The following is a 21,026-nucleotide window of genomic DNA, read 5'->3' as shown; positions in this document are numbered from 1 at the left end:
GGACGGTCAGCCCGTGATCGGCCGGCTGTCCAGGCGGATGTGGTCGACCGCCCAGTACCAGTTGTTGCCCGCGTCGTACATCCGGAACTTCAGCGTCACCGCCTGCGCCCCCGCCGGGACGGCGAGGCGGCGGGTGACGAGGGTGTTCTGGACGTCCTTGCCGGCGTTGTCGTTGCCGGTGGCGTCGGCGCTGTAGAACATCAGGCGGGTCTCCGTGCCGTTGTCGAACACGGCGGTGACGGACGCCTTCTGCGGGACCTCCTGCCGGTAGTGGGAGTCGAAGGCCAGGTACAGCGTGTCGGCGCCGGCCGGGAGGTGGACGGCGGGGGAGACGAGCGTGGAGTCGAAGACGCCCTTGCGGGAGGGGGAGCCGGTGTCGTCCCAGTCGTCCGGGTCGGCGACGGCGAGGACGCCCAGGCCGCGGGTGAAGTTGCCGCGGTCCTGCCCGGCCGGGGTGGACCACTCCCGCTTGGTGTGGAAGGTCCAGCCCTGGAGCCGGACGGTGCCCTGCGGCATGCCGGGGGCGTTGACCACCGACCAGCCCTGCGGCGCCTGGGCCGTCCAGCCGAGCACGCCGTCCTGCGGCTGGAGCACGCCGGCCAGCGACTCGAAGTCCTCGCCCAGCAGGTGGCCGGCCATCACGGGGGCGGGGCGGGCGGCGAGTTCGCCGTCGGCGATCGCGAAGCGGTCGCCGGCCAGCGCCCGGGCGGTGACCAGGATCCGGTGGGTGGCGCCGTCCGGCAGCTGGGCGGGCGGGGTGACCTCCCAGACGGCGGTGGCGGTGGCGCCGGCGGCGAGCGCGGCGGGCGGCGCGGTGACGGCGGTGACCGTCCAGCCCGGCGGGACGACGGGCTGCGCCTCGACGGCGGTGAGCGCGGCGCCGGCGGTGAGCACGGCCGAGACCCGGGCCGGGCGGCCGGGCAGCAGGACGGGCTCGTCGATGGTGCTGGAGGCGGCCCCGAGGGCGACGTCCACGGCGAGCGGGTCGGCCAGGCCCAGGGCCGGGTCGGTGACCGTCCGGTCGTCCCAGGGGAAGCGGCCGGCGATCCGACGGCGGAAGGTGAGGTCCCCGCGGACGGCCACCGCGACGTCGTACCAGCCCTCGGGTCGGACCGCGAGGTTGACGGTCCGGTCGTCGCCGGCCGCGACCCGCACCTCGCGCAGCCCGTCGCCGTAGGCGAGGTCGCCGACCAGGAAGGTCTGGGCGGTGCGCGAGCGGTTGATCACGTCGACTTCGAGGACCTTGCCGTTGCGCTCCTCCGACAGCGACACCTCGTACGTGCCGGCGGCGTCGCCGCGCAGGTGCCACAGCGCGCCGTTGGGGCCGTGGACGCGCAGGTCGTAGCCCTCCGGGCCGACCGTCCAGACGTCGGAGAGCCGGCTCTTCGCGCCGACGGTGTAGTGCCGGGGCGCGCCGCCCGGTGCCGGGTAGACGGCGAACACCGCGCCCTGGCGGCCCTGGTTGACCAGGTCGAGGGTGAGCTCGCCGCCCTTCAGCCGGGGCTTGACCAGCAGGTCGTAGGGCGCCGGGCGGGCCGAGCGGGTGCCGCGCTGCTGCTGCGGGAAGGCCTGCGGGCTGGGCACGGTGGGGGCGGGGAGCTTGCCGGTGTCGACCACCTTCTGCCGGTTGCCGCTGGTGTCGGGCAGCTGCGGCCAGGCCGGGTTGCGGCCGGAGAAGTCGAAGACGTTGGTGAGGTCGCCGCAGACGGTGCGCCGCCACGGGCTGATGTTGGGCTCCTGGACGCCGAAGCGCTGCTCCAGGAAGCGCAGCACCGAGGTGTGGTCGTAGACGGTGGAGTCGACGACCCCGCCGCGGGTCCACGGCGAGACCACGACCATCGGCACCCGCACGCCCAGGCCCATCGGGTACGGGCCGGAGACCAGGGTCTCGCCGGCCGGCAGGGTGTCGGACCAGGCGAGCGAGCCGTCCGCGGCCTTGACCCGGTACCTGCCGTCCTGACCGACGACCCGGTGGTAGGTGGCGGAGCCCTTGCTGACGCGGACGACGACCTCGCCGTCCACCGGCACGGTCGACTTGCCGCGCCCGGTGGCCAGCGGCGGGACGGGCGGCAGCTGGTGGTCGAAGAAGCCGCCGTGCTCGTCGTAGTTGAGGATGAAGACGGTCTTCTGCCACACCTCGGGCTTCGCCGCCAGGGCGGCGAGCAGCCGGGCGGTGAGGTGCTCGCCGTTCGGCGGCGCGTAGTTGGCGTGCTCGGAGAGCGCGGCCGGGGCGACGATCCAGGACACCTGCGGCAGCTGGTCGGCCTGGACGTCGGCGGCGAAGGCGTCGACCAGGGCGTCGCCCATCGCGAACGGGTCGTTCTTCTTCGCCGGGTCGCCGACGGCCCGCATGCCGCGCTCGTACAGCGGCTCGCCGGGCTTGGCCTTGACGAAGGGGGCGAACCAGGCGAGCGCGTTGTCGTCGAAGTTGTCCAGCGCCTGGTAGGTCTTCCAGCTGACGCCGGCCCGCTCCAGGCGCTCGGCGTAGGTGGTCCACTCGTAGCCGCCGGGGATCTCGGTGTTGTCGGTCACCGGGGTGTCCCGTACGGTGCCGCCGCTGGTCCCGGTCATCAGGTGGTCGCGGTTGGTGTTGGTGTTGCACTGGACGGACGCGTAGTAGGCGTCACAGGTGGTGAACACCGAGGCGAGCGCGTGGTAGAAGGGCATGTCGGCGCTCTCGTAGTAGCCCTGGCCGAGCCAGCCGCCGGAGCGGCGGGTGACCGAGCCGTCGGCGAGGCCGTCGTTCCAGGCCTTCATCGAGTCCACGAAGCCGAAGGCGGGCGCGCCCTGCTGGTAGGCGCTGGTGTGCGCGGCGTTCATCGGGAAGGGCAGCAGGTGGCCCTCCTTGCGGCCCGGGTCGGGCTGGTGGAACACCGAGCGCCCGTTGACCCCGCGCACCGCCGTCCGGTCGCCGAAGCCGCGGACGCCCGCCAGGGTGCCGAAGTAGTGGTCGAACGCGCGGTTCTCCTGCATCAGCACGACGACGTGCTGGATGTCCGCCAGCCGCCCGGGCTTGGCCGGCGCGGCGAGCGCCTGCTGGACGCTGATCGGGAGGGCGGACAGCACGGCGGCCGCCGCCGCGCCGCCGAGCAGGCTGCGGCGCGACAGTTCGGGCATCGGACTCATCGGGTGGGGCTCCTTGCTGACGGGCGCCGGACCATCGGTTCGACCCGGACCAGTCACGTTTCTAAGCGACCGAGGTGACCGGGGCCGGGGAGTTCGATGACGATCCGATGGCCGCCAAGGGGCCCGGAGCTGTACAGACAACTTGTCGGTCTGTCGGGCGGTGCGGGAGCCACCGTCAAGTCCGTGCCGGGGAAGCCGTGTCGGCCACGGGCGCGGGATGTGGCGGCGGATCCGTCAGGTCCGAGGGCCGGCCTGAACTGGTCCGGCGTCAGTGGCGTAGCCCTTCCGGCCGACGCCGGTCACCGGGCGGCGGTGACGCCCGGGGTGAGGCGGAGTCGCTCGGGGCGGGACGGGGAGCGGAGGTCCTCCGGGGCGAGCAGGTCGCGGCGGGCCTGCCAGGCGAGCAGCCGCTCCAGGGCCTGCTGGTCGCGCTCGTCCGCCGTCCCGGCCGTGGCGCCCGGGCCGACCTCGCGCAGCAGGACGCGGGTCGGCTCGCCGTCCTCGCCCGGCATGACCTCCAGGACGGAGAACCACGAACCGGGCGGGAACACCACCTCGGGCTCGCCGTCCTCGGCGATCACCGAGGTGCGGCGGCCGGTCGCGGACCACACCAGAAACTCGACCGGAGTCCCCGGTACGACCTCCAACGCCGGCGTCCCGACCACCGGCGCGGGCTCCACCAGCAACGTCCCCGGCACGTAGTGACGCAGTTCCTCCTCGCCCGCGTCGGCGCCCAACAGCACGGCGCCCCGGTGGTTCGGCAGCCGCCGCAGGCCGGATCCCAGGCACGCCAGGTACGGGTCCAGCGGCCCGGAGCCCGGTCGGCGGGCCGCCACGACCAGCTCGGTGTGCAGGACCGGGACGCCCGTGTCGACGTGGTGCAGGTAGACCGCCGCGAGGTCGCTCTTGAGGTCGTCCCGGGAGTGCGAGCGCAGCGCCGGCAGCCGCATGGCGACCTGCTCGGCGCGGCTGGCGCAGCGCTGGAAGTGCTCGCCCAGCAGCGCCCGGAAGGCGGTCCGCTCGGCGGCCGTGCTCGGGCGGCCGGAGACGGCGGTGCCGTCGGGGGCGAGGAGGCGGGCGCGGGTGGGGGCTTCGGGCTCCGGGGCGGGGGCCGGTTCGGGTTCGGGGGTGGGCTCGGGGTCGGGGGTGGGCTCGGGGTCGGGGGTGGGCTCGGGGTCGGGGACCGGTTCGGGTTCGGGGACCGGGGCTGGCTCGGGCTCGGGCTCGGGCTCGGGTTCGAGGGCGGGCTCGGGGTCCGGAACCGGGGCCGGTTCGGGCGTGGGTGCTTCGGCGGCGGGAGGTGTGGCCGGTTCGGGGATCTGCGGCTGGGCCTGGACCGGGGCCGGGGGCTCCGGGAGGGTGGCGGTGGCGGCGGTGAACTCTTCGTCCGGGGCGGGGACTTGGGCGTCGGGGTCGGCCGTGGCGGCGGTCTGGGTCCGGACCGCCGAGGCCGGCGGGATGGCCGCGGTGATGGTGGCGGCGGTGGCGGACTCGCCTTCGGGGGCCGGTCGTTGCGGGTCGACCGCGGCGGCCTGCACGGTGGCCGGCACGGCGGGCTGGGTGGGCTGCGCCGCGGGGAGGAAGCTTCCGCGGCGTGCGCCGTCGATCAGCAGCTCGGGTGCGGTCGCACCGGGGGTGGTGAGCGCGGCGCGCAGCTCGTCCAGGACGGCGAGCACCTCAGGCGGCACCGTTCGCCCGTCCGCGCCCGCGATCAGCAGCGGGTGGGCCGGGTCGGGGTCGCGCAGGCGGGGCCCGCGGTCCTGCGGCGGCTCCTCGGGGCGCAGCCACAGGCCGGCCGGCACGGCCTCCAACCGCCAGCCGGTGACCGGGGATTCGTAGAGGGCCGGTCCGCAGGCGGCCGGGCCGCCGGGGGTGGTGCGCCAGGCGGAGGCGACCACGCGGCGCCTGGTGGGGGAGGCGGTCAGCTCGGTCAGCCACGGTTCCCAGGCGGGGGTGCCGTCGGCGGCCAGCACGCGGGAGGAGAAGCCGCTGGTGGTGCGCATGGGCAGGCCGACGGCGGCCCGGAGGTCGTGGCCGAGTTCGGTGGCGAGCCCGGTGGCGAGGGCGGTGAGCGCGCCGGTGGCGGCCCAGGGGGCGCTGAGCAGCAGGTCGGCCTCGGGGCCGGGGAGCAGACGGCGGAGCCGGGCGGCGAGCTCGGCGGCCGGGGGGAGGGGCGCGCCCGGGTGGCCGACGACGAGGATGACGGTGCCCTCGTCGGCGGTGGCCCTGGTGAGCGGGCCGGACGGCCCGTCGGGGTCGGGCTCGCTGCGGAACCAGTAGCCGTGCGGCAGCGCGGTGACCAGCGGGTCGGCGGGCGCGGCGGGCGGTGTGGGTGCGGCGGGCAGTGCGGCCTCGACGCGCCGGGCGGGGGCGGCGGGCTCCGGGGCCGCTGCGGCGGGGCCGGGCGCGGACACGGCGCCCAACGGAACGCCCCGCGCGGGCGAGGCCACGACGGGCGCGGCCACCGGAAGCTCCAGCACGGCGGTCTCCGCCATCGGACGCTCCATCACCACGGTCTCCGCGGTCGAGCCGGTCGAGCCGGTCGAGCCGGTCGAGCCGGTCGAGCCAGCCGAGTCGGTCGAGCCGGCCGGTGCGGCGGCAGGCTCCGTCGGTAGCGGCCAGACCGGCCCGAGCCGGCGCACCTGCCCGGCCGGGGTGCAGAGCCACCAGGAGGACGGCGCGTCGTCCGTCGGCCCGCTGGTCAACAGGGTGCCGTCGGGGCGGAGGGTGACCAGTCCGTCCGGGGCGACGACGCCGATGCCGGTCAGTTCGGCGATCCGTTCGGCGGGGCGGGGCCCGGTGTCCGGGGCGGTGGCCAGGCCGGAGGCGGCGAGGACGAGCGCGGTGGCGTCCCGGGCGGTGGCGGTGCGGGTCAGCTCGTCGAGCCGGCCGAACAGGACGGCCGGCGCGTCGGGGGCGGCCGCGAGGACGGTGACGGTCCGGGCGACGGCGGTGAGCCGGCCCAGCGCGGCGGTCATCGCGACGGGCAGGGCCGCCGGGCCGGTGCCGTCCGCGCCGCCGGGGGCGATGACGAAGTGCGGGCCCACCTGGTGCAGGGCGGCGGGCCCGGCGGCGGGGGTGTTCCGACGGAAGGCCAGTCGGCGTTTCGCCGGGGCGGCGCCCGGCGCGTCCCCTGCCGCCTGCGCTGATGTGCTCATCGTCCCGCCCGCCCTCCGTCCGCGCGGCCGCGTCTGCCGCACGTGTCACCAGGCTCTACGGCCGCCTCGCCTCGCCGGGTTCACCGGCTCGCCCGACTCACCCCTCGTCCCCGTCCTCCGCCATGACGGCGGTCTGCACCTGGACCGTGCGCCGGCGGGTGATGTGCAGGCCGCGCCCGGCCGGGAAGGCGCGGGGCTTGGTGGAGCCGAACAGGAAGCCCTCGCTGGGCGGGCAGGACAGCAGCACCACCGGGGTGTTGACCTCCTCCAGCTTGCGCAGCAGCTGGTCGGAGGAGGCCCGCCCGATGCCGTTGGCGCTGCGGGCGACGATCAGGTGCAGGCCGAGCTCGGCGCCCTGCGCCAGGTAGTCGAGCAGCGGCGCGAAGGGGTGGGCGTTGAGGCCGCCGGGGGAGCCGGAGACCAGTTCGTAGTCGTCGACCACGATGAAGAGTTCGGGCCCCTGCCACCAGTCGCGCAGCCGCAGCCGGGCCGGGGCGATGTCGGCGCCGGGCAACCGGTTGGCCATGGCGCGGGCGGCGCCGTCGACGATCTGGCGCAGCACGTCGACGCTGACGGCGTGGCCGAGCCGGTACTCCTCGGGCACCGCGTCCTGGAGGACCCGGCGGTAGTCGATGAGCATGATCCGGGCCTCGTCGGGCCGGTACGCGCTGGTGATGCCGGCGGCGACGAGCTTCAGCAGGTTGGTCTTGCCGGCCTCGCTGTCGCCGACGACCAGCAGGTGCGGGGTCTCCTCGAAGTCGTGCCACAGCGGGGTGAGCGAGACGTCCTGGAGACCGAGCGGGATGCGCAGCCGGCCTTCGGGGGCGGGCAGGGCGGCGGCGGGCAGTTGCAGCGGCAGCATCCGGATCTCGGGTGCGCGCGGGCCGGTCCAGTGGTCGGCGACGGCGTCGACCAGGTCGGCGACGCCTTCGCCGAGGTCGGTGGAGGTGCCGCTGCCGTCCAGCCGGGGCAGGGCGGTGAGGAAGTGCATCTGGTCGGAGGTGAGGCCCCGGCCGGGGATGTTCGGGACGGTGGCGGCGGCCCGCATGTTGACGGCGGAGTCGACGGCGTCGCCGAGGCGCAGTTCGAAGCGGGTGCCGAAGAGGTCGCGCAGGGCGCTGGTGACCTCGCCCCAGCGGGTGGTGCCGACGATCAGGTGGATGCCGTAGTTGAGGCCGCGCTGGGCGATCAGGGTGAGGGCGGGGGCGAGGTCGGGGAACTCCTGGCGGATCGTGTTCCAGCCGTCGATGACCAGGAAGACGTCGCCGTACGGCTCGTCGGGCAGTTCGCCGGCCGCGCGGCGCCGGCGGAAGGCGGAGACGGAGTCGATGCCGTGTTCGGCGAAGCGCTGCTCGCGTTGGTTCAGGATGCTGTTGACCTCGGCGATGGTGCGCAGCACCCGCTCGGGGTCGTGCCGCCCGGTGATGCCGCCGACGTGCGGCAGGCCGCGCAGCGAGGACAGTGTGCCGCCGCCGAAGTCCAGGCAGTAGAACTGCACTTCGCCCGGGGTGTGGGTGAGGGCGAGGGCGGTGATCAGGGTGCGCAGCAGCGTGCTCTTGCCGCTCTGCGGGCCGCCGGCGATGCCGACGTGGCCGCCGGCGCCGGAGAGGTCGGCGGTGAGCAGGTCGCGGATCTGCTGGAAGGGGCGGTCGATGACGCCGATGGGGACGGTCAGGGTGCCGCGGTCGGCGTCGCTCTCGGTGGTGAGGCCGTGCTCGGGGTGCGGGGCGAGGGGCGGCAGCAGCTGGTCGAGGGTGGGCGGGACGCCCAGCGGCGGCAGCCACACCTGGTAGGCGGGCGGGCCGGCGTCGGTGAGCTTCTCGGCGGCGAGGTCGAGCAGGGTGTGGGTCTGCTCCGGCGTCTCCTCGGGCTCCTCGGCGGCCGGCAGGGCGACGGGCTGACGCGGCGCCACGTAGGTGGTGCCGTACCGGGCGACCTGGCCGGCCGCGGCCTCCTGGCGGGCGGTGGCGGGGCGCCGGGCCCGGTAGGGGCCGGAGACGTACGCGGCCTTGAAGCGGGTCAGGGTGGCGATGTCGCTGCGGAGGAAGCCGTTGCCGGGCTGGGAGGGCAGCTGGTAGGCGTCGGGGACGCCGAGGACGCCCCGGCTCTCCATCGCGGAGAAGGTCCGCAGGCCGATCCGGTAGGACAGGTGCGACTCCAGGGCGTGCATCCGGCCTTCGTCCAGGCGCTGGGAGGCCAGCAGCAGGTGCACGCCGAGGGAGCGGCCGAGGCGGCCGATCATGATGAAGAGCTCCATGAAGTCGCGGTGCGCGGCGAGCAGTTCGCTGAACTCGTCGACCACGACGAACAGGGTGGGCAGCGGGTCCAGCGGGGTGCCGGCGGCGCGGGCGGTCTCGTAGTCGAGCAGCGAGCTGTAGTTGCCGGCGGAGCGCAGCAGTTCCTGGCGGCGGACGAGCTCGCCGTGCAGGGCGTCGCGCATCCGGTCGACCAGGGCGGCTTCGTCGGCGAGGTTGGTGATCACCGCCGAGGTGTGCGGCAGCCGGTCGAGGCCGAGGAAGGTCGCGCCGCCCTTGAAGTCGACCAGGACGAAGTTGAGCACTTCGGAGGAGTGGGTGAGGGCCAGCGACAGCACCAGGGTGCGCAGCAGCTCGGACTTGCCGGAGCCGGTCGCGCCGATCAGCATGCCGTGCGGGCCCATGCCGCCCTGGGCGGACTCCTTGATGTCCAGTTCGACCGGCGTGCCGTCGCCGGAGACGCCGAGCGGCACCCGCAGCCGGTCGCGGACGCCCCGCCCGGCCCAGCCCTGGGCGATCTCGTGCCGGTGCAGGTCGCGGATGCCGAGCAGGGAGGCGAGGTCGTAGTCGGTGGCCAGCGGCTCCCCGGCCTCCGACGAGTCTCCGATCCGGTACGGGGCGAGCTGGGCGGCCAGCCGGCGGGCGACCGTCACGGACAGGGCGTCGGGCCGGCCGAGGTCGGTGACGTCGTCCCGGTGGTTGCGGTCGGCGCCGATCATGGCGAGCCGGCCGTCCTCGATCCGCAGCCGCAGCCGGAAGCGCAGCGGCTTCCAGTCGAGGGTGTCGCCGAGGTCGAGCAGGACGGCGTTGCGCCAGCCGGCCAGCGCGGCCCGGCTGGTGGCCCCGGCCTGCGGGCCGTCCAGCACGATCACGGTGAACGGCTCGTCCCGGCCGGGCTGGCTCTCCGGCTCGAACGGGGGCCGGCCGGCGAACTCGTCGCCGAGCAGCTGCTCGACCTCCACCACGGATCCGGCCACCAGCCGCACCGGACCGACGCCGTCGGTGTCCTCCGGGTGCAGGGCGTGCGGCAGCCACTTGGTCCACTCCCACTCGGCCTGGTGCTCGGCGTCCGTGACGACGGCGATCCGCAGTTCGTCGGGGGCGTGGAAGAGCGCCAGCTGCGCCAGCATGGCGCGGGCCAGGGCGCGGGTCGCGGCCCGGTCGTCGCCGCGCAGCAGGACCTGCGCGTACCCGCGCAGGTAGACGGCGATGGGCTGGTCGGCGACGGTGCCGTAGGCGTTGATGAAGCGGCGCAGCGCGTGCGCGCACAGCGGCTCCAGGTCCTCCACCGGCTTGGTGGACAGCGGCGCCAGCCGCACCGCGAGCCGCTGGTGGCCGAGGCCGATCCGGACGTCGCCGAAGTCGGGGTGGGTGCTGCGCCGCTCCCACAGCCGGGAAGTGCGGGCGAGCGAGCCGAGCGCGTCGGGGGCGGGGTGGCGCCAGGCCAGCGCCTCCTGCTGGCGGGCGATGTGGCCGCGCACCTGGCGGCGGACCTGGGAGAGGTAGCGCAGGTAGTCCCGGCGTTCGGCGCGCAGTTCCCGCTTGCGGTCGCTGGCGCCGCGGATCAGCTGGGTGACCAGCATGCCGACGGCGGACAGCGCCATCATGCCGATCGCGACGTAGGTCAGGATGCCGCCGCTGTCGCCGGGGCGCAGGAAGATGAACACCATCGAGAGCGAGCTGAGCGCCATCGGCGCCATGGCGATCATGTTCGACATGCCGCTCTGTGCCTCGGGGAGGACGGGCGGCTCCTGCAACTGGATCTCGCCGTCGGGCATCGCCGGGCCAGGGCGCCGCGGCGGACGGTTGACCAGCACCACACTCAACGAAGGGCTCCTCGCGCAGGGGAACGGCCGCTCGCTGCGTCGGCGGCCCGGGACGCGCACCGTCCACCCGGGACGACGGGCGGCGGGCCCGGCCGGGTTCACCCGGTTCGGCGGGGCGGGCGCGGCGCCGACGCCGAGGACGGCCGTGAACGGCTGTGAACGCCCGCGAACGGCCGCCGCGAAACGGATTCCGGCAGGCGGTGAACCCTGCGGGCCCCGCCGTCCGTGCCTCCTGGTGAGGTGACGCCCGGGCTCGTCCATCCCCCAGGCGCCCCCGGGCCGTCACCTCGCCATGCCGTTCGGAGGCCAGGGCAAAAGGGAGAAGTGTGAACGGGAGCGCGAACGGGACCGCCGTCGCCGGACTGTGCCGACTGAGGTTCCGAACGCCCGAGGCGGTCCTGGAACTCGCCGTCCCCGCCGACGTACCGCTGGCCGACCTGCTGCCGGCCGTCCTCGCGCACGCCGGCCCCGAGCTGGAGGAACAGGGCGTCGAGCACGACGGCTGGGTCCTGCAGCGCCTCGGCGGCCCGCCGCTGGACGAGGAGCTCGGCGTCGACGCGCTCGACCTGCACGACGGCGACGAGCTGTACCTGCGCCCGCGTCGCGACGCCCTGCCCGAGGTGCACTACGACGACCTGGCCGACGGCGTCGCCACCGGCATGCGGGCCCGCTCCGACACCTGGCGCCCGGCGCTCACCCACCACGTGGCGCTCGGACTGGCCGTGGCCGTCCTGGCCGGCGGGCTCGCCGTGCTGCTGCTCCCCGGCCCGGAGCAGACCCGTGCCCTTGCTGCCGCCGTCACCGGCCTGCTCCTGCTGCTGGGTGCGCTGAGCGCCTCCCGGGCGGTCGGCGACGCCGGCGCGGGCACCGCGCTCGGTGCCATGGCGGTGCCCTACCTCGCGATGGCCGGGGCCCTGCTGCCGGCCGGCGGCGGGGCCGGTGCGGTCGGCGCCCGGATGCTGGCGGGCGGCTGCGCGGCCGCCGGTGCGGCGGTGCTGGCGCTGGCCGCCGTCGGCTGCTCGGCGCCGCTGTTCCTCGGCGCGGTGCTGTTCGCCCTGTACGTCATGGTGGCGGGCGGGCTGACGCTGGGCGGGGAGGAGGGCCCGCAGGTGGCGGCCGTGCTGGCGGTGCTCGCGGTGATCCTCGGGGCGTTCGTCCCCGGGATCTGCTTCCGCCTGTCCGGGCTGCGGCTGCCCGCGCTGCCGCGCAACGCCGAGGAGCTCCAGGAGGGCATCGCGCCCGTCCCGAGCGCCACCGTCCGCAGCCGCAGCGATGTCGCCGACGGCTTCCTGACGGCCTTCCACCTGGCGCTCGGCACGGTCCTCACGGGATGCCTGACCCTGGTGGCCGGCGAATCCGGCTGGGCGGCCACGGCCCTGACGGTGACCCTGTCCGTCCTGCTGCTGCTGCACTCCCGGGCGATCGGCAGCATCCCGCAGCGGCTGTCCGTCCTCCTGCCCGGCGCCTACGGCCTGGCGCTGCTGCTCGGACACCTGGCCGTCGGCGAGCGGAGCGGCGGGCGCTTGCTGGTGCTGGTCGGCCTGCTCGCCCTGGCGGCCGCCCTCGCGGTGGTCTCCTGGACGATCCCCGGGCGCCGGCTGCTGCCCTACTGGGGCCGGGCCGCGGACCTGCTGCACACCACCGCGGGGATGGCCGTGATCCCGCTGGCGCTGGCCGTGGCCGGGGTCTACCACGAGCTGCGGGCCCTGGCCGGCTGAGCCGGACCCTGACGGCCCCGCACCTCCCGCCGCCGGACCCTGGCGGCCCCGCACCTCCCGCCGCCCGGCCCGGCACCTTGCGCCGTGCGCCGCCCGGCCCCGCACCTTCCGCCGCCCCGAGGAGAACCACGAGATGCAGTCGAAGCGCGACCAGGTGCAGGCCCACCTGTTCGTGATGGGCAGGCTCGCCACCGGCATGCTGCGCGGCGAGCCCGACGCGGCCGACACCCCGGCCGGGCGCACCTCGCGGGGCACCGTCATCGGGCTGGTCATCGCCGTGCTGGTGTGCCTGGTGGCGGCCGTGTACGGGGTGATCGTCCCCGGCGGCGCCACCGGCTGGCAGAAGCCCGGCACCCTGGTGGTGGTGAAGGAGAGCGGCGCCCGCTACCTCTTCCTGGACGGCAGCCTGCACCCCGTGCTGAACGAGGCCAGCGCCCGGCTGCTGGCCGGCGACCAGCTGGTGGTCGACCAGGTCAGCGTGCGCTCGCTGGCCGACACCCCGCGCGGCGTCCCGATCGGCATCCTCGGCGCCCCCGACGGCCTGCCCGGGGCCGAGCAGCTCGCCGACGCGCCCTGGCTCGCCTGCGCCGTCAGCCGGCCCGGCCCGTCCGGCGGCCGCCTGGCGGAGCTGGCCCTGACGGTCGGCCCGGGCCGCCGCGGCACCGGGCTGACGGACGGCCAGGGCGCGCTGGTCGCCGCCCCGGACGGCGCCGAGTACCTGCTCTGGCACGGCCGCCGGCTGCGCCTGGACACCGTCAACGGCGCCCGCCAGGCCCTTGGCCAGAGCGCCGTCGCCCCCTACCCGGTGACGGCCGCCTTCCTCAACGCGCTGGCCGCCGGCCCCGACCTGGCCGCTCCCGACCCGGGGGAGCGCGGCAAGGCCGGCCCGCAGCTCGGCGCCCACCCCACCCGGGTCGGCCAGCTGTTCACCGGCCCCGGCGGCGACCCCTACCTGCTGACCACGGCGGGGTTCACCCCGCTCAGCCGGATGGCCTTCGAGCTGCTGCGCAACGACCCCCGCACGCAGAGCGCCGCCTACGGGGGCGACGTCGTCGCCCCCGTCCAGCTCGGCCCGGCCGACCTCACCGGGCACACCGCTCCGGCCGCCCAGCCGTCCGCCGCCGCCGGCGGGCTGCCGGCCGCGCCGCCGGAGCTGGTGACGATCCCCCAGAACCGGGGCGTCTGCGCCGACCTGCGGCTCACCGACCAGGCACCGACCACCTCCGTCACCCTGGTCGACGCCGCCGCCGTCGAGGGCCCGCCGCCGGCCGCCCAGCCGGGCGTGGACCCGGCCTGCGCCGGCGCCGACAGCATCGCCGTCAAGCCCGGTGGCGGCGCCCTGGTGCGGGCGCTGTCCAGCGCGGGCGTCGGCGCCACCCTGTACCTGGTCACCGACGCCGGGGTGAAGTACCCGCTGGCCTCCGCCGCGGCGGTCAAACAGCTCGGCTACGGCGAGGTCGTCCCCTCGGCCGTCCCGGAGGCCCTGCTGTCCCTGCTGCCGACCGGCCCCAGCCTCGACCCGGCCGCGCTGACCGGCGCCGCGAGCCCCGCGCCGCGGCCCTCAGGACCGTCCTGCGCGAGGTGAACCACCCCCCGGCACGCGTCCGTTGAAGCAGATGGACCGGGTCGGCCGACCCGCTCGGGCGGCATCCGCCGCAGCCGAGAACCCGTACCGACGAAAGGCAGCGCAATGACCACTCCTCCGGGCTTGCAGACCGACGACGCGGCCGTCAAGACCGTCCTGGCGACCCTGGACACCCACATCCAGGCCATGATGCGGGCCGGCCAGCAGGTCGAGGACGTCAACCTCGAAGTCCAGAACCACTTCAAGGCCGCGTGCAGCACCGCCTACCAGGGGAAGATCGACGACTGGCAGACCCGGTACCAGCGGCTCAAGAGCGCCTACGCCACCTTCCAGGACCGGTTCTCCACCGGGCACACCCAGATCAACTCCGCCCACGACGAGGCCTACGGCGTCACCAACAGCTGGGGCGGCGGCGCGGGCGACGAGGTCTACAAGGGCCTCAACCTCTGATCCAGCCCGCGCCGACAGACCTGCCGGACCCGGGCAGCCCGGGCCGGACCCCAGCCGACCGAAAGGACCAGCCATGGCAAGCATCGAGCTCCACCACGCGAACATCGACGAGGCGGCGGACGCCCTGACCCAGGCCGGCAACGGCATGCACTCCGCGATGGAGGACTGCCTCCAGGCCATCCAGACCGCCGAGCACCAGCTCAAGGGCGACCTGGCCGCCGCGGCCCACTCCTTCTACCTGGTGCTGGCCGGCCAGGACGCCACCATGACCACCGACATCCAGCAGGGCGCCGACACCCTGCGCACCATGCACGGCCTGCTCCGCGACGCGGACCGGCGCGGCGCGGCGGGCATCTGATGACGGCCGCGGAGCGGCTCGACCGGAGGGGCGGGCGCGATGCCCACTAGCCCGCCGGAGCCGCCGAAGGTGCCCGACGCACCGACCCTGACCCCGCCGGCGCCCGGGCCCCCGGCACCGGACATGAGCCACACGCTCAGCGTCAACCACGACGACCTCGAGTACTTCGCGAACTCGATCCTGCCGTCGTACCTGAGCCAGCTGGAGACCGACCCGGGCTACTCGGCCATGCTGGGCTTCAGCGGCCAGGGCACGGTGACCACGAAACACCACTACGTCTCGCTGCTGGCCGGGAACTTCGAGAGCGGCACCAACCTGGCGAAGGGGTTCACGCACCTCGCCAGCACCGTGGTGGGTGATTTCAAGACCTTCCACAACCAGATGGAGAAGGGACGGCTCGACGTCCTGAGCTTCCTGAACCTGATGGACACCGCTCACGACGAGGCTCTGACGGCCGCGCAAGTGATGCAGATCCTGCAAGACGTCATCGCCGTCGGTGGCGGTGGCGGCGGTGGTGGCGGCGGCGGGAAGTAGCGCTCTTCCCCTTCCGGTCGGCTCCCTGTACCCCTGAACCCCTTGACTCACCTGGAGACCTCCGTGCCCATGCTCTGGGAGACGACGCTCGCCGCCTTCAACTCCAAGCAGGCTCCGGTGGAGATCACCACGCGGGACAAGATCGCGGGAGCGAAGGCCGAGAGATGGATCAAGTCCGGGAACATGTCCGTCGAGAACGGGTACTTCGACCCCAAGGACGCGTCCACCCAGACGTACTTGACGGACGGCACGGGGCTGGGGAACCCGGACGTCTGGTGGGCGATGAACTTCTACGACGGCACCGCCAACAACGGCGATGGCGGCCCGCGCCACTTCAAGATCAACGTCCACATCGACTACGACAAGTGGGGGAACGACCCCAACGGCGTGCTCTCCAAGTTCAACCACCAGGCCGAGTTGATCCTCGACCCGATCATGCCGGACGTCTCGACCGACGTGGCTCCGGACTCCAAGGCGAAGCTCCCGATCAGTACCCGCGGGAACGACACGATCGACCCGCAGAGCCTGCTGGCCGGGGCCAAGGCGATCGAGGACACCACGAAGTGGTTGTCGACCCAGGCCGAAGCGTTCCGCAAGTGGGCGGAGCAGATCGACGGCCCGGGCGACAGCTGGGAGGGTGACGCGGCGGGCGAGTTCAAGAAGCTCCTCGAAAGGTTCGCCGTCGAACTCGACGACCTGCGCAACCAGTTGATCGGGGCCAACTACGGGCCCTCGCTGGAGTACGCGGCGTACGGAATCGGCGTCGTCATCAAGGCGGTCAGGACGGCGCAGACGGTCTGGTACAGCACCGGGTTCCCGTACCAGTGCATCCAGGAGGTCCTGTGGGAGGAGATGCACAAGGCCCCCATGTACTGGACCGCGGAGAGCACCTGGAAGTACGACACCTCCTCGCTGGGCGACCCCCGCAACGACGCCTTCTACGCCGCTCTCGACCAGAAGGCCAAGGAGAGGTGGCTGAAGAAGGTCGCCGACTACCTGGACAAGCCCGGTGACGACGCGATGGCGGCACTGGGGAGCGCGTACGACCCGCTGATCACCAAGCTCGGGTTCGACCTCATGCCGGTCGGCATCACGCTTCCGCCGAAGGAGATGCCGGACCCCAACGACCCCAACAACCCCAAGAACCCCGACGCACCCCCACCGCCCGGTCTCGGCGACGGCAGCGGGGGAGACGGTGGGGCCGGCGGTGGGGCCGGCGGCGGGGACAAGAACAACCACATCCCCCCGCCGCCGATCATCGGTGGCGACGGCGCCGGTGGCAGCGGCGGTGGCGGGGGCGGCGGCAAGGGGAACAAGAACACCCACATCCCCCCGCCGCCGATCATCGGCGGCGACGGCGCCGGCGGGAACGGTGGCGGCCTCGGCGCCGGGACGCCGATCCGCGACAAGGACGGCAACGTGCTCCTGGACAAGGACAAGAAGCCGATCCTCCTCCCGCCCGGCGGCTACATCTCGGGCGGCAAGGTCTACGACTCCTCCGGCAAGGAGGTGCTGGGCAAGGACGGCAAGCCGATCGTGGTGCCCCCCGGCGCCAACGTGCCGGCCGGCACCGGCGGAGGCGTGTACGGCCCCAACGCCAAGGTGCCGAAGGGATCGACCATCCGCGAGGACGGCACGGTGGTCGACCCCAACGGCAAGGAGATCCTGGACGCCAACGGCAACCCGATCGTGGTCGAGAAGGGCTCCTCGATCGCCGACGACGGCACCCTGCTGGACCCCCAGAAGAAGCCGATCTCCGACTACATCCAGCGCTCGCGCGACCTCCAGCACGCCTGGGCCTCGGTGGGCGGCAGTGGCAGTGGCAGTGGCAGTGGTGGTGGCGGAACCATCACCTGGGGCGACATCAGCGGTGCGCGCCCGCCGTCCACCGGTGGGGGCACGCCCTGGACCCTGAACCTGGGGTCGGGGGGCAGCGGCCTCGACCAGAGCGACGGCTTCGGCGCGGTCGGCACCTACCCGGGGATGTTCAGCGGCGTCGGTGGGGGTGCGTACGAGGGCCTCGGCACCTCCGGCGGCGGCCAGGCCCCCCGGATCCTCAACACCAGCAGCGGAGTCGGCCCCCGGGTAGCGGAGAACGGCGGACCGCCGCCCGCGGCCAAGGTCGCCGGCGCCGGAGCAGCCGCCGCCGAGAAGGCCACGATGAGCCAGAAGGCCTCCGCACTCGCCGCCGAGGAGGCCGCCGCGATGCGGGGCCGCTCGGTGAACACCAGCGGCGGCGGGATGCCCATGGTCCCGCCGATGGGCGGCGGAATGGGCGGCGGCCAGGGCGAGAAGGGCCGGCAGCGGACCACCTGGCTGGCCGAGGACGAAGAGGTCTGGGGCACCGACACCGGTGCGGTCAGCGGAGTGATCGGCCGCTGAGTCGGCGCCGCGTCACGGGAGTGGAAAGGAACACGGAGATGACGTTCTCGTTCGAGGAGCAGCTCGCCCAGGCGATGGCCGCCCTGGAGGAGCAGCAGGTCAAGATGGCCGAGATGACCCGGCAACTGCAGGCGGCGACGGCCTCGGTGACGACCAAGGACCGGATGCTCACCGTGAAGGTGGGCGCGCAGGGCGAGGTGCTCGCGCTGACCTTCCACACCACCGCCTACCAGGAGATGGCCCCCGCGCACCTGGCCGCCGTCCTCAAGGACGTGTTGAACGAGGCCAAGGCCCGGATGGGCGAGCAGATCACCCGGTCGATGCGCGCCTTCGACGGGGTCGGCGAGTCGCTGCGCCTGGCGGTCACCGGCGACCAGGAGGAGGACCCCCTGCTGTCGATGCTGGGAGGCCTGGACCTGGACGCGCTGCTGGAGCCGCTCACCGCGATGCGGCCGGGAGCCGACCAGACCAAGGCCCACAAGCAGGAGGAGTTCAATGGCTAAGCAGTTGGTGAAACTTGAGGACCTGAAGGCGGCGTTCGGCGACTTCGACAAGATGTCCGAGCTGGTCGACAAGGTCTACGGCCAGATCGACCACGTCAACAAGGTGAACCGCACGGCGGCCGGATCCGACGAGATCGGCAAGCAGTACCACGAGAAGGTGGACGAGCCGACCACCAATCTGCTCGAACTGGTCGGCGGCATCAGGGACAAGCTGGCGCGCGTCGCGAAGAACGGCATGAACGTGGCCGACCTGTTCGACTCGACCGACGAGCACAATGCCGGGTTGGTGAAGTGACCCGCCGATAGCGCCGGACGGCGCCGTTCCCCACCCGCACCGCACGCACAGCACCAGCAGGCTTCGCAGCCGGAGGCTCCCCGCCATGGCCCACTCCTCGATCCAGGTCTCGCCCGGCGTGGCGACCTTCTTCCACATCCTCACCGGGATGCCGTGGCCGGAGTCCAACGAGGGATTGCTGCGAGACGTCCGGGACGAGTACAAGACGCTCTCCGAGGAACTGCCGCAGCTCGAGGCCTACATCGTGGACCTGGTGGCCAAGTGCCGGCAGCAGTTCGAGGGGCAGACCGCCGAGGCCTTCGAACAGGACATGGGGCGGTTCGTCGGCCAGGGGAAGGAGGGCACCAACTACATCGCCACGGCGACCGAACTCTGCAAGCAGCTCAGCGAGTTCGCGGGCAAGGTCGCGAACACCGTGGAGTACACGAAGTGGATGATCATCGGCCAGATCGTCCAGTTGCTGATCGAGATCGCGCTGGCCATCTTCTGGTCCCCGTTCACCGCCGGCACCTCGCTCCTCGCGGTCGAGCCCGTCAAGCAGGTCGTCAAGACGATCATCATCAACCTGCTGAAGAAGCTCCTCCAGGTGATCCTGATGCACACCTTCTTCGGTGTGGTGGGCGGCCTGGTGATGGACGGGATCATCCAGGGCATCCAGTTTGGGCAGGGCAACCGGCACGAGTGGGACAAGGACCTGACCAAGCAGGCCGCGATCTTCGGCGCGATCAGCGGCATCATCGCCGGCCCGCTGCACCTGCTGGGCATGGGCCTGGGCAAGCTCTTCGGCAAGATGTTCGGGAAGCTCTTCGTCTCGAAGGAACTGAGCGCCTCGCTGAAGAACCTGGCCGCCGGGATCGCCAAGGGCGGGACCAAGGAGTTCGCGAACCTCGGCGCCAAGGAACTCGGCAATGTCGGGGCCAAGGAGCTCGGCAACGCCGGGGCCAAGGGGCTCGGGAAGGCCGGGGCGAAGGAGGCCGGGGCCGGCGCCGGCCGGGCGATCGGGGACGAGGCGGCGAACAAGTTCGCCAACAGCCTCGAAAAGCTCCTGCGGGAGAACTCCGCCTTCCTCTCCAAGGGCTTCGCGGCCGGCGGCAAGACCGGCGCCAAGGCCGGGGCCCAGTTCGCGGAGAACATGGCGAAGTCCTTCGAGAAGCACCTCGGCCCCGCCCTCGGCAAGGACCTCGCCCGCGAGCTGGGAACGGCGTTCGGCAAGGAGTTCGCCCAGAAGTGGGCCAAGTCGGGGGAAGCCCGCGCGGGCCTGGCCGCCGCCCTGCGCGAGATCGCGAACAACTCCAAGGTCGCCACCGGAGAACTCAAGCTCCTGGCCGAGAAGCTTCCCGAACTCGCCGGCCGCGTCGGCAAGATGAACACGATGTTCGTGCTCGGCCACGTACTCGGCGAGCAGGTCAAGAACGGTCTCAACCAGTACCTGACCGAGGGCTTCTACAACCTGATCTTCGAGCCGAACCACGAGTTCTCGGCCAGCGGCGCGAGCTTCCTCAGCGGCTTCCTCATGGGCGGCGCGCGCCACCTGATGCACGGCCTCACCTCGCCCCTGATGACCAAGTACGTCAACTTCGTCCGGGACCTCCAGCACGCCGACATCCCCCACGACGGCAGCAAGTACTTCCACCCGCTCCACCCCCTCACCCTGCTGTCCGTGGCCACCAACCTGTCCGGCCACGCCGCGCCGTTCCCGGTGCCCAGGCTCGGCGAGCGCCTCCCCGCCCCGACCGAGGGCGGCCCGCACCTGACCAGCACCGAGGGCGGCGGCCGCACCACCTCGCTCACCCCGCCGTCCGGTTCGCACCGCACCGACGGCGGGCCCAGCACCGAGGGCGGGTCCAAGACGGACGGCGGGTCGAACGCGGCCGGCACCGAGAGCGGCAAGTCGACGGGCCCGAAGCCGTCGGTCGGCACGGAGACGCCGGGCGGGGACAAGACCTCCAAGCCCGGCTCGCAGACCGGCAACGGTGGCCGGACCACGCCGGACCCCGCCACCCGCCGCCCCACCGAGTCCGGGGGCGACCAGGGCAAGCAGACGGGTGGCACCACGGCGACGGCGGGCGGCGGCGACCCGAAGCCGGATCCGCGGCCTGCACCGAAGCCGGACCCCAAGCCGGACCCGAAGCCGGATCCCAAGCCGGACCCGAAGCCGGACCCCAAGCCCGACCACACGCCCGACCCTCCGAACCCTGACCACAAGCCCGACCACAACCCCGACCGCACGACGGACCCCAAGCGGGACCCGAACCCTGACCCCAAGCCCGACCACAAGCCCGACCCGAAGCCGTCCAAGGAGGGCGACGGACGGCCTCCCAAGACCGAGGGCGGTCCGGACGGCAGCAAGGACCCCGACCCGAACGGTCCTCGCAAGGACACCCCCAAGTCCGAGTACGAACTCCAGCGCGAACACCTCCGGGAACAACGCCTTCAGGGCGAGAAGGACCGTGCGGCGGCTGCTGAGGCTGCTCGTAAGGCGAAGGAGGCGTCCGGTCCGCCGCGGGTGGACGAGGAGGCGCCCAAGAAGCCGGGTGGCGACGGTGAGAAGGAGCCGCGGCCTGACCCGATGTACACGGCGCAGGGTGAGATACACCGGGATCTGCGTGCGCAGGGTGAGTTGCAGCGGGAGCTGCGTGCGCAGGCTGAGAAGGCTCGTCAGGGGAGGGAGGCGTCGGATACGTCGCAGGCGGACGGTGACGGGGCCAAGAAGCCGGGTGGCGACGGTGAGGAGGAGTCGAGGCCTGACCCGATGTACACGGCGCAGGGTGAGATACACCGGGATCTGCGTGCGCAGGGTGAGTTGCAGCGGGAGCTGCGTGCGCAGGCTGAGAAG

The 21,026-nt window shown here is 73.6% G+C and carries 11 protein-coding genes and 1 pseudogene; 9 read left to right on the top strand and 3 right to left on the bottom strand.

Going from position 1 to position 21,026, the window contains the following annotated elements; genetic code table 11:
- Positions 1-6 precede the first annotated feature (6 nt).
- From ACFV6D_RS03610 to eccCa, 3 genes are all read right to left on the bottom strand, one after another.
- On the bottom strand, positions 7-3,126 hold the full coding sequence (locus ACFV6D_RS03610; RefSeq protein ID WP_380342676.1) for a phosphocholine-specific phospholipase C: 3,120 nt from the start codon (positions 3,124-3,126) through the stop codon (positions 7-9).
- Between the two features lie 299 nt (positions 3,127-3,425).
- Positions 3,426-6,284, bottom strand: a complete 2,859-nt coding sequence (locus tag ACFV6D_RS03605; RefSeq protein WP_380558191.1) for a hypothetical protein — start codon at positions 6,282-6,284, stop codon at positions 3,426-3,428.
- 97 nt (positions 6,285-6,381) lie between these two features.
- Positions 6,382-10,365, bottom strand: a complete 3,984-nt coding sequence (gene eccCa, locus ACFV6D_RS03600) for a type VII secretion protein EccCa (RefSeq protein ID WP_380342670.1) — start codon at positions 10,363-10,365, stop codon at positions 6,382-6,384.
- A gap of 326 nt (positions 10,366-10,691) precedes the next feature.
- On the opposite strand from eccCa, the gene eccD reads away from it, so the two are divergent.
- The 9 genes and pseudogenes from eccD to ACFV6D_RS03555 all read left to right on the top strand — a co-directional run.
- Positions 10,692-12,083 (top strand): type VII secretion integral membrane protein EccD, encoded by a 1,392-nt coding sequence (gene eccD / locus ACFV6D_RS03595; RefSeq protein ID WP_380342667.1) that lies wholly within the window; start codon positions 10,692-10,694, stop codon positions 12,081-12,083.
- Between the two features lie 133 nt (positions 12,084-12,216).
- Positions 12,217-13,668: a type VII secretion protein EccB gene (gene eccB / locus ACFV6D_RS03590; RefSeq protein WP_380558188.1), complete on the top strand. Its 1,452-nt coding sequence runs from the start codon at positions 12,217-12,219 to the stop codon at positions 13,666-13,668.
- 105 nt (positions 13,669-13,773) lie between these two features.
- Positions 13,774-14,118, top strand: coding sequence for a hypothetical protein (locus ACFV6D_RS03585; protein WP_159398565.1), 345 nt, complete (start codon positions 13,774-13,776; stop codon positions 14,116-14,118).
- 73 nt (positions 14,119-14,191) lie between these two features.
- Positions 14,192-14,476 carry a hypothetical protein gene (locus ACFV6D_RS03580; RefSeq protein ID WP_063350546.1) on the top strand — a complete coding sequence of 95 codons (285 nt, stop codon included), beginning with the start codon at positions 14,192-14,194 and terminating at the stop codon, positions 14,474-14,476.
- Positions 14,477-14,515: 39 nt separating this feature from the next.
- Positions 14,516-15,010: a hypothetical protein gene (locus ACFV6D_RS03575; protein WP_363373621.1), complete on the top strand. Its 495-nt coding sequence runs from the start codon at positions 14,516-14,518 to the stop codon at positions 15,008-15,010.
- 63 nt (positions 15,011-15,073) lie between these two features.
- Entirely contained in the window at positions 15,074-17,392 is a 2,319-nt protein-coding gene (locus tag ACFV6D_RS03570; protein WP_380558185.1) for a hypothetical protein, read from the top strand.
- Between the two features lie 38 nt (positions 17,393-17,430).
- Complete coding sequence (locus ACFV6D_RS03565) at positions 17,431-17,895, top strand: YbaB/EbfC family nucleoid-associated protein (RefSeq protein WP_063350549.1); 465 nt, start codon at positions 17,431-17,433, stop codon at positions 17,893-17,895.
- A complete protein-coding gene (locus ACFV6D_RS03560; RefSeq protein WP_380342655.1) occupies positions 17,888-18,190 on the top strand; it encodes a hypothetical protein in 303 nt (100 codons plus the stop codon). Before ACFV6D_RS03565 ends, ACFV6D_RS03560 begins: the two co-directional genes overlap by 8 nt.
- A gap of 85 nt (positions 18,191-18,275) precedes the next feature.
- A pseudogene (locus ACFV6D_RS03555) lies at positions 18,276-21,026 on the top strand (hypothetical protein); the annotation flags it as partial.

It is taken from the genome of Kitasatospora sp. NPDC059812 (genome assembly GCF_042732075.1).
In the GTDB taxonomy this organism is placed as follows: Bacteria; Actinomycetota; Actinomycetes; order Streptomycetales; family Streptomycetaceae; genus Kitasatospora.
The sequence above is the reverse complement of the archived record's forward strand: the minus strand, read 5'-3'. Positions and strand labels throughout refer to the sequence as shown.

What these genes read in the sequence shown, in the direction of transcription:
- ACFV6D_RS03610 (WP_380342676.1), bottom strand. Translation starts at nt 3,126, where the DNA reads ATGAGTCCGATGCCCGAACTGTCGCGCCGCAGCCTGCTCGGCGGCGCG.
- ACFV6D_RS03605 (WP_380558191.1), bottom strand. Translation starts at nt 6,284, where the DNA reads ATGAGCACATCAGCGCAGGCGGCAGGGGACGCGCCGGGCGCCGCCCCG.
- eccB (WP_380558188.1), top strand. Translation starts at nt 12,217, where the DNA reads ATGCAGTCGAAGCGCGACCAGGTGCAGGCCCACCTGTTCGTGATGGGC.
- ACFV6D_RS03585 (WP_159398565.1), top strand. Translation starts at nt 13,774, where the DNA reads ATGACCACTCCTCCGGGCTTGCAGACCGACGACGCGGCCGTCAAGACC.
- ACFV6D_RS03580 (WP_063350546.1), top strand. Translation starts at nt 14,192, where the DNA reads ATGGCAAGCATCGAGCTCCACCACGCGAACATCGACGAGGCGGCGGAC.
- ACFV6D_RS03575 (WP_363373621.1), top strand. Translation starts at nt 14,516, where the DNA reads ATGCCCACTAGCCCGCCGGAGCCGCCGAAGGTGCCCGACGCACCGACC.
- ACFV6D_RS03565 (WP_063350549.1), top strand. Translation starts at nt 17,431, where the DNA reads ATGACGTTCTCGTTCGAGGAGCAGCTCGCCCAGGCGATGGCCGCCCTG.
- ACFV6D_RS03560 (WP_380342655.1), top strand. Translation starts at nt 17,888, where the DNA reads ATGGCTAAGCAGTTGGTGAAACTTGAGGACCTGAAGGCGGCGTTCGGC.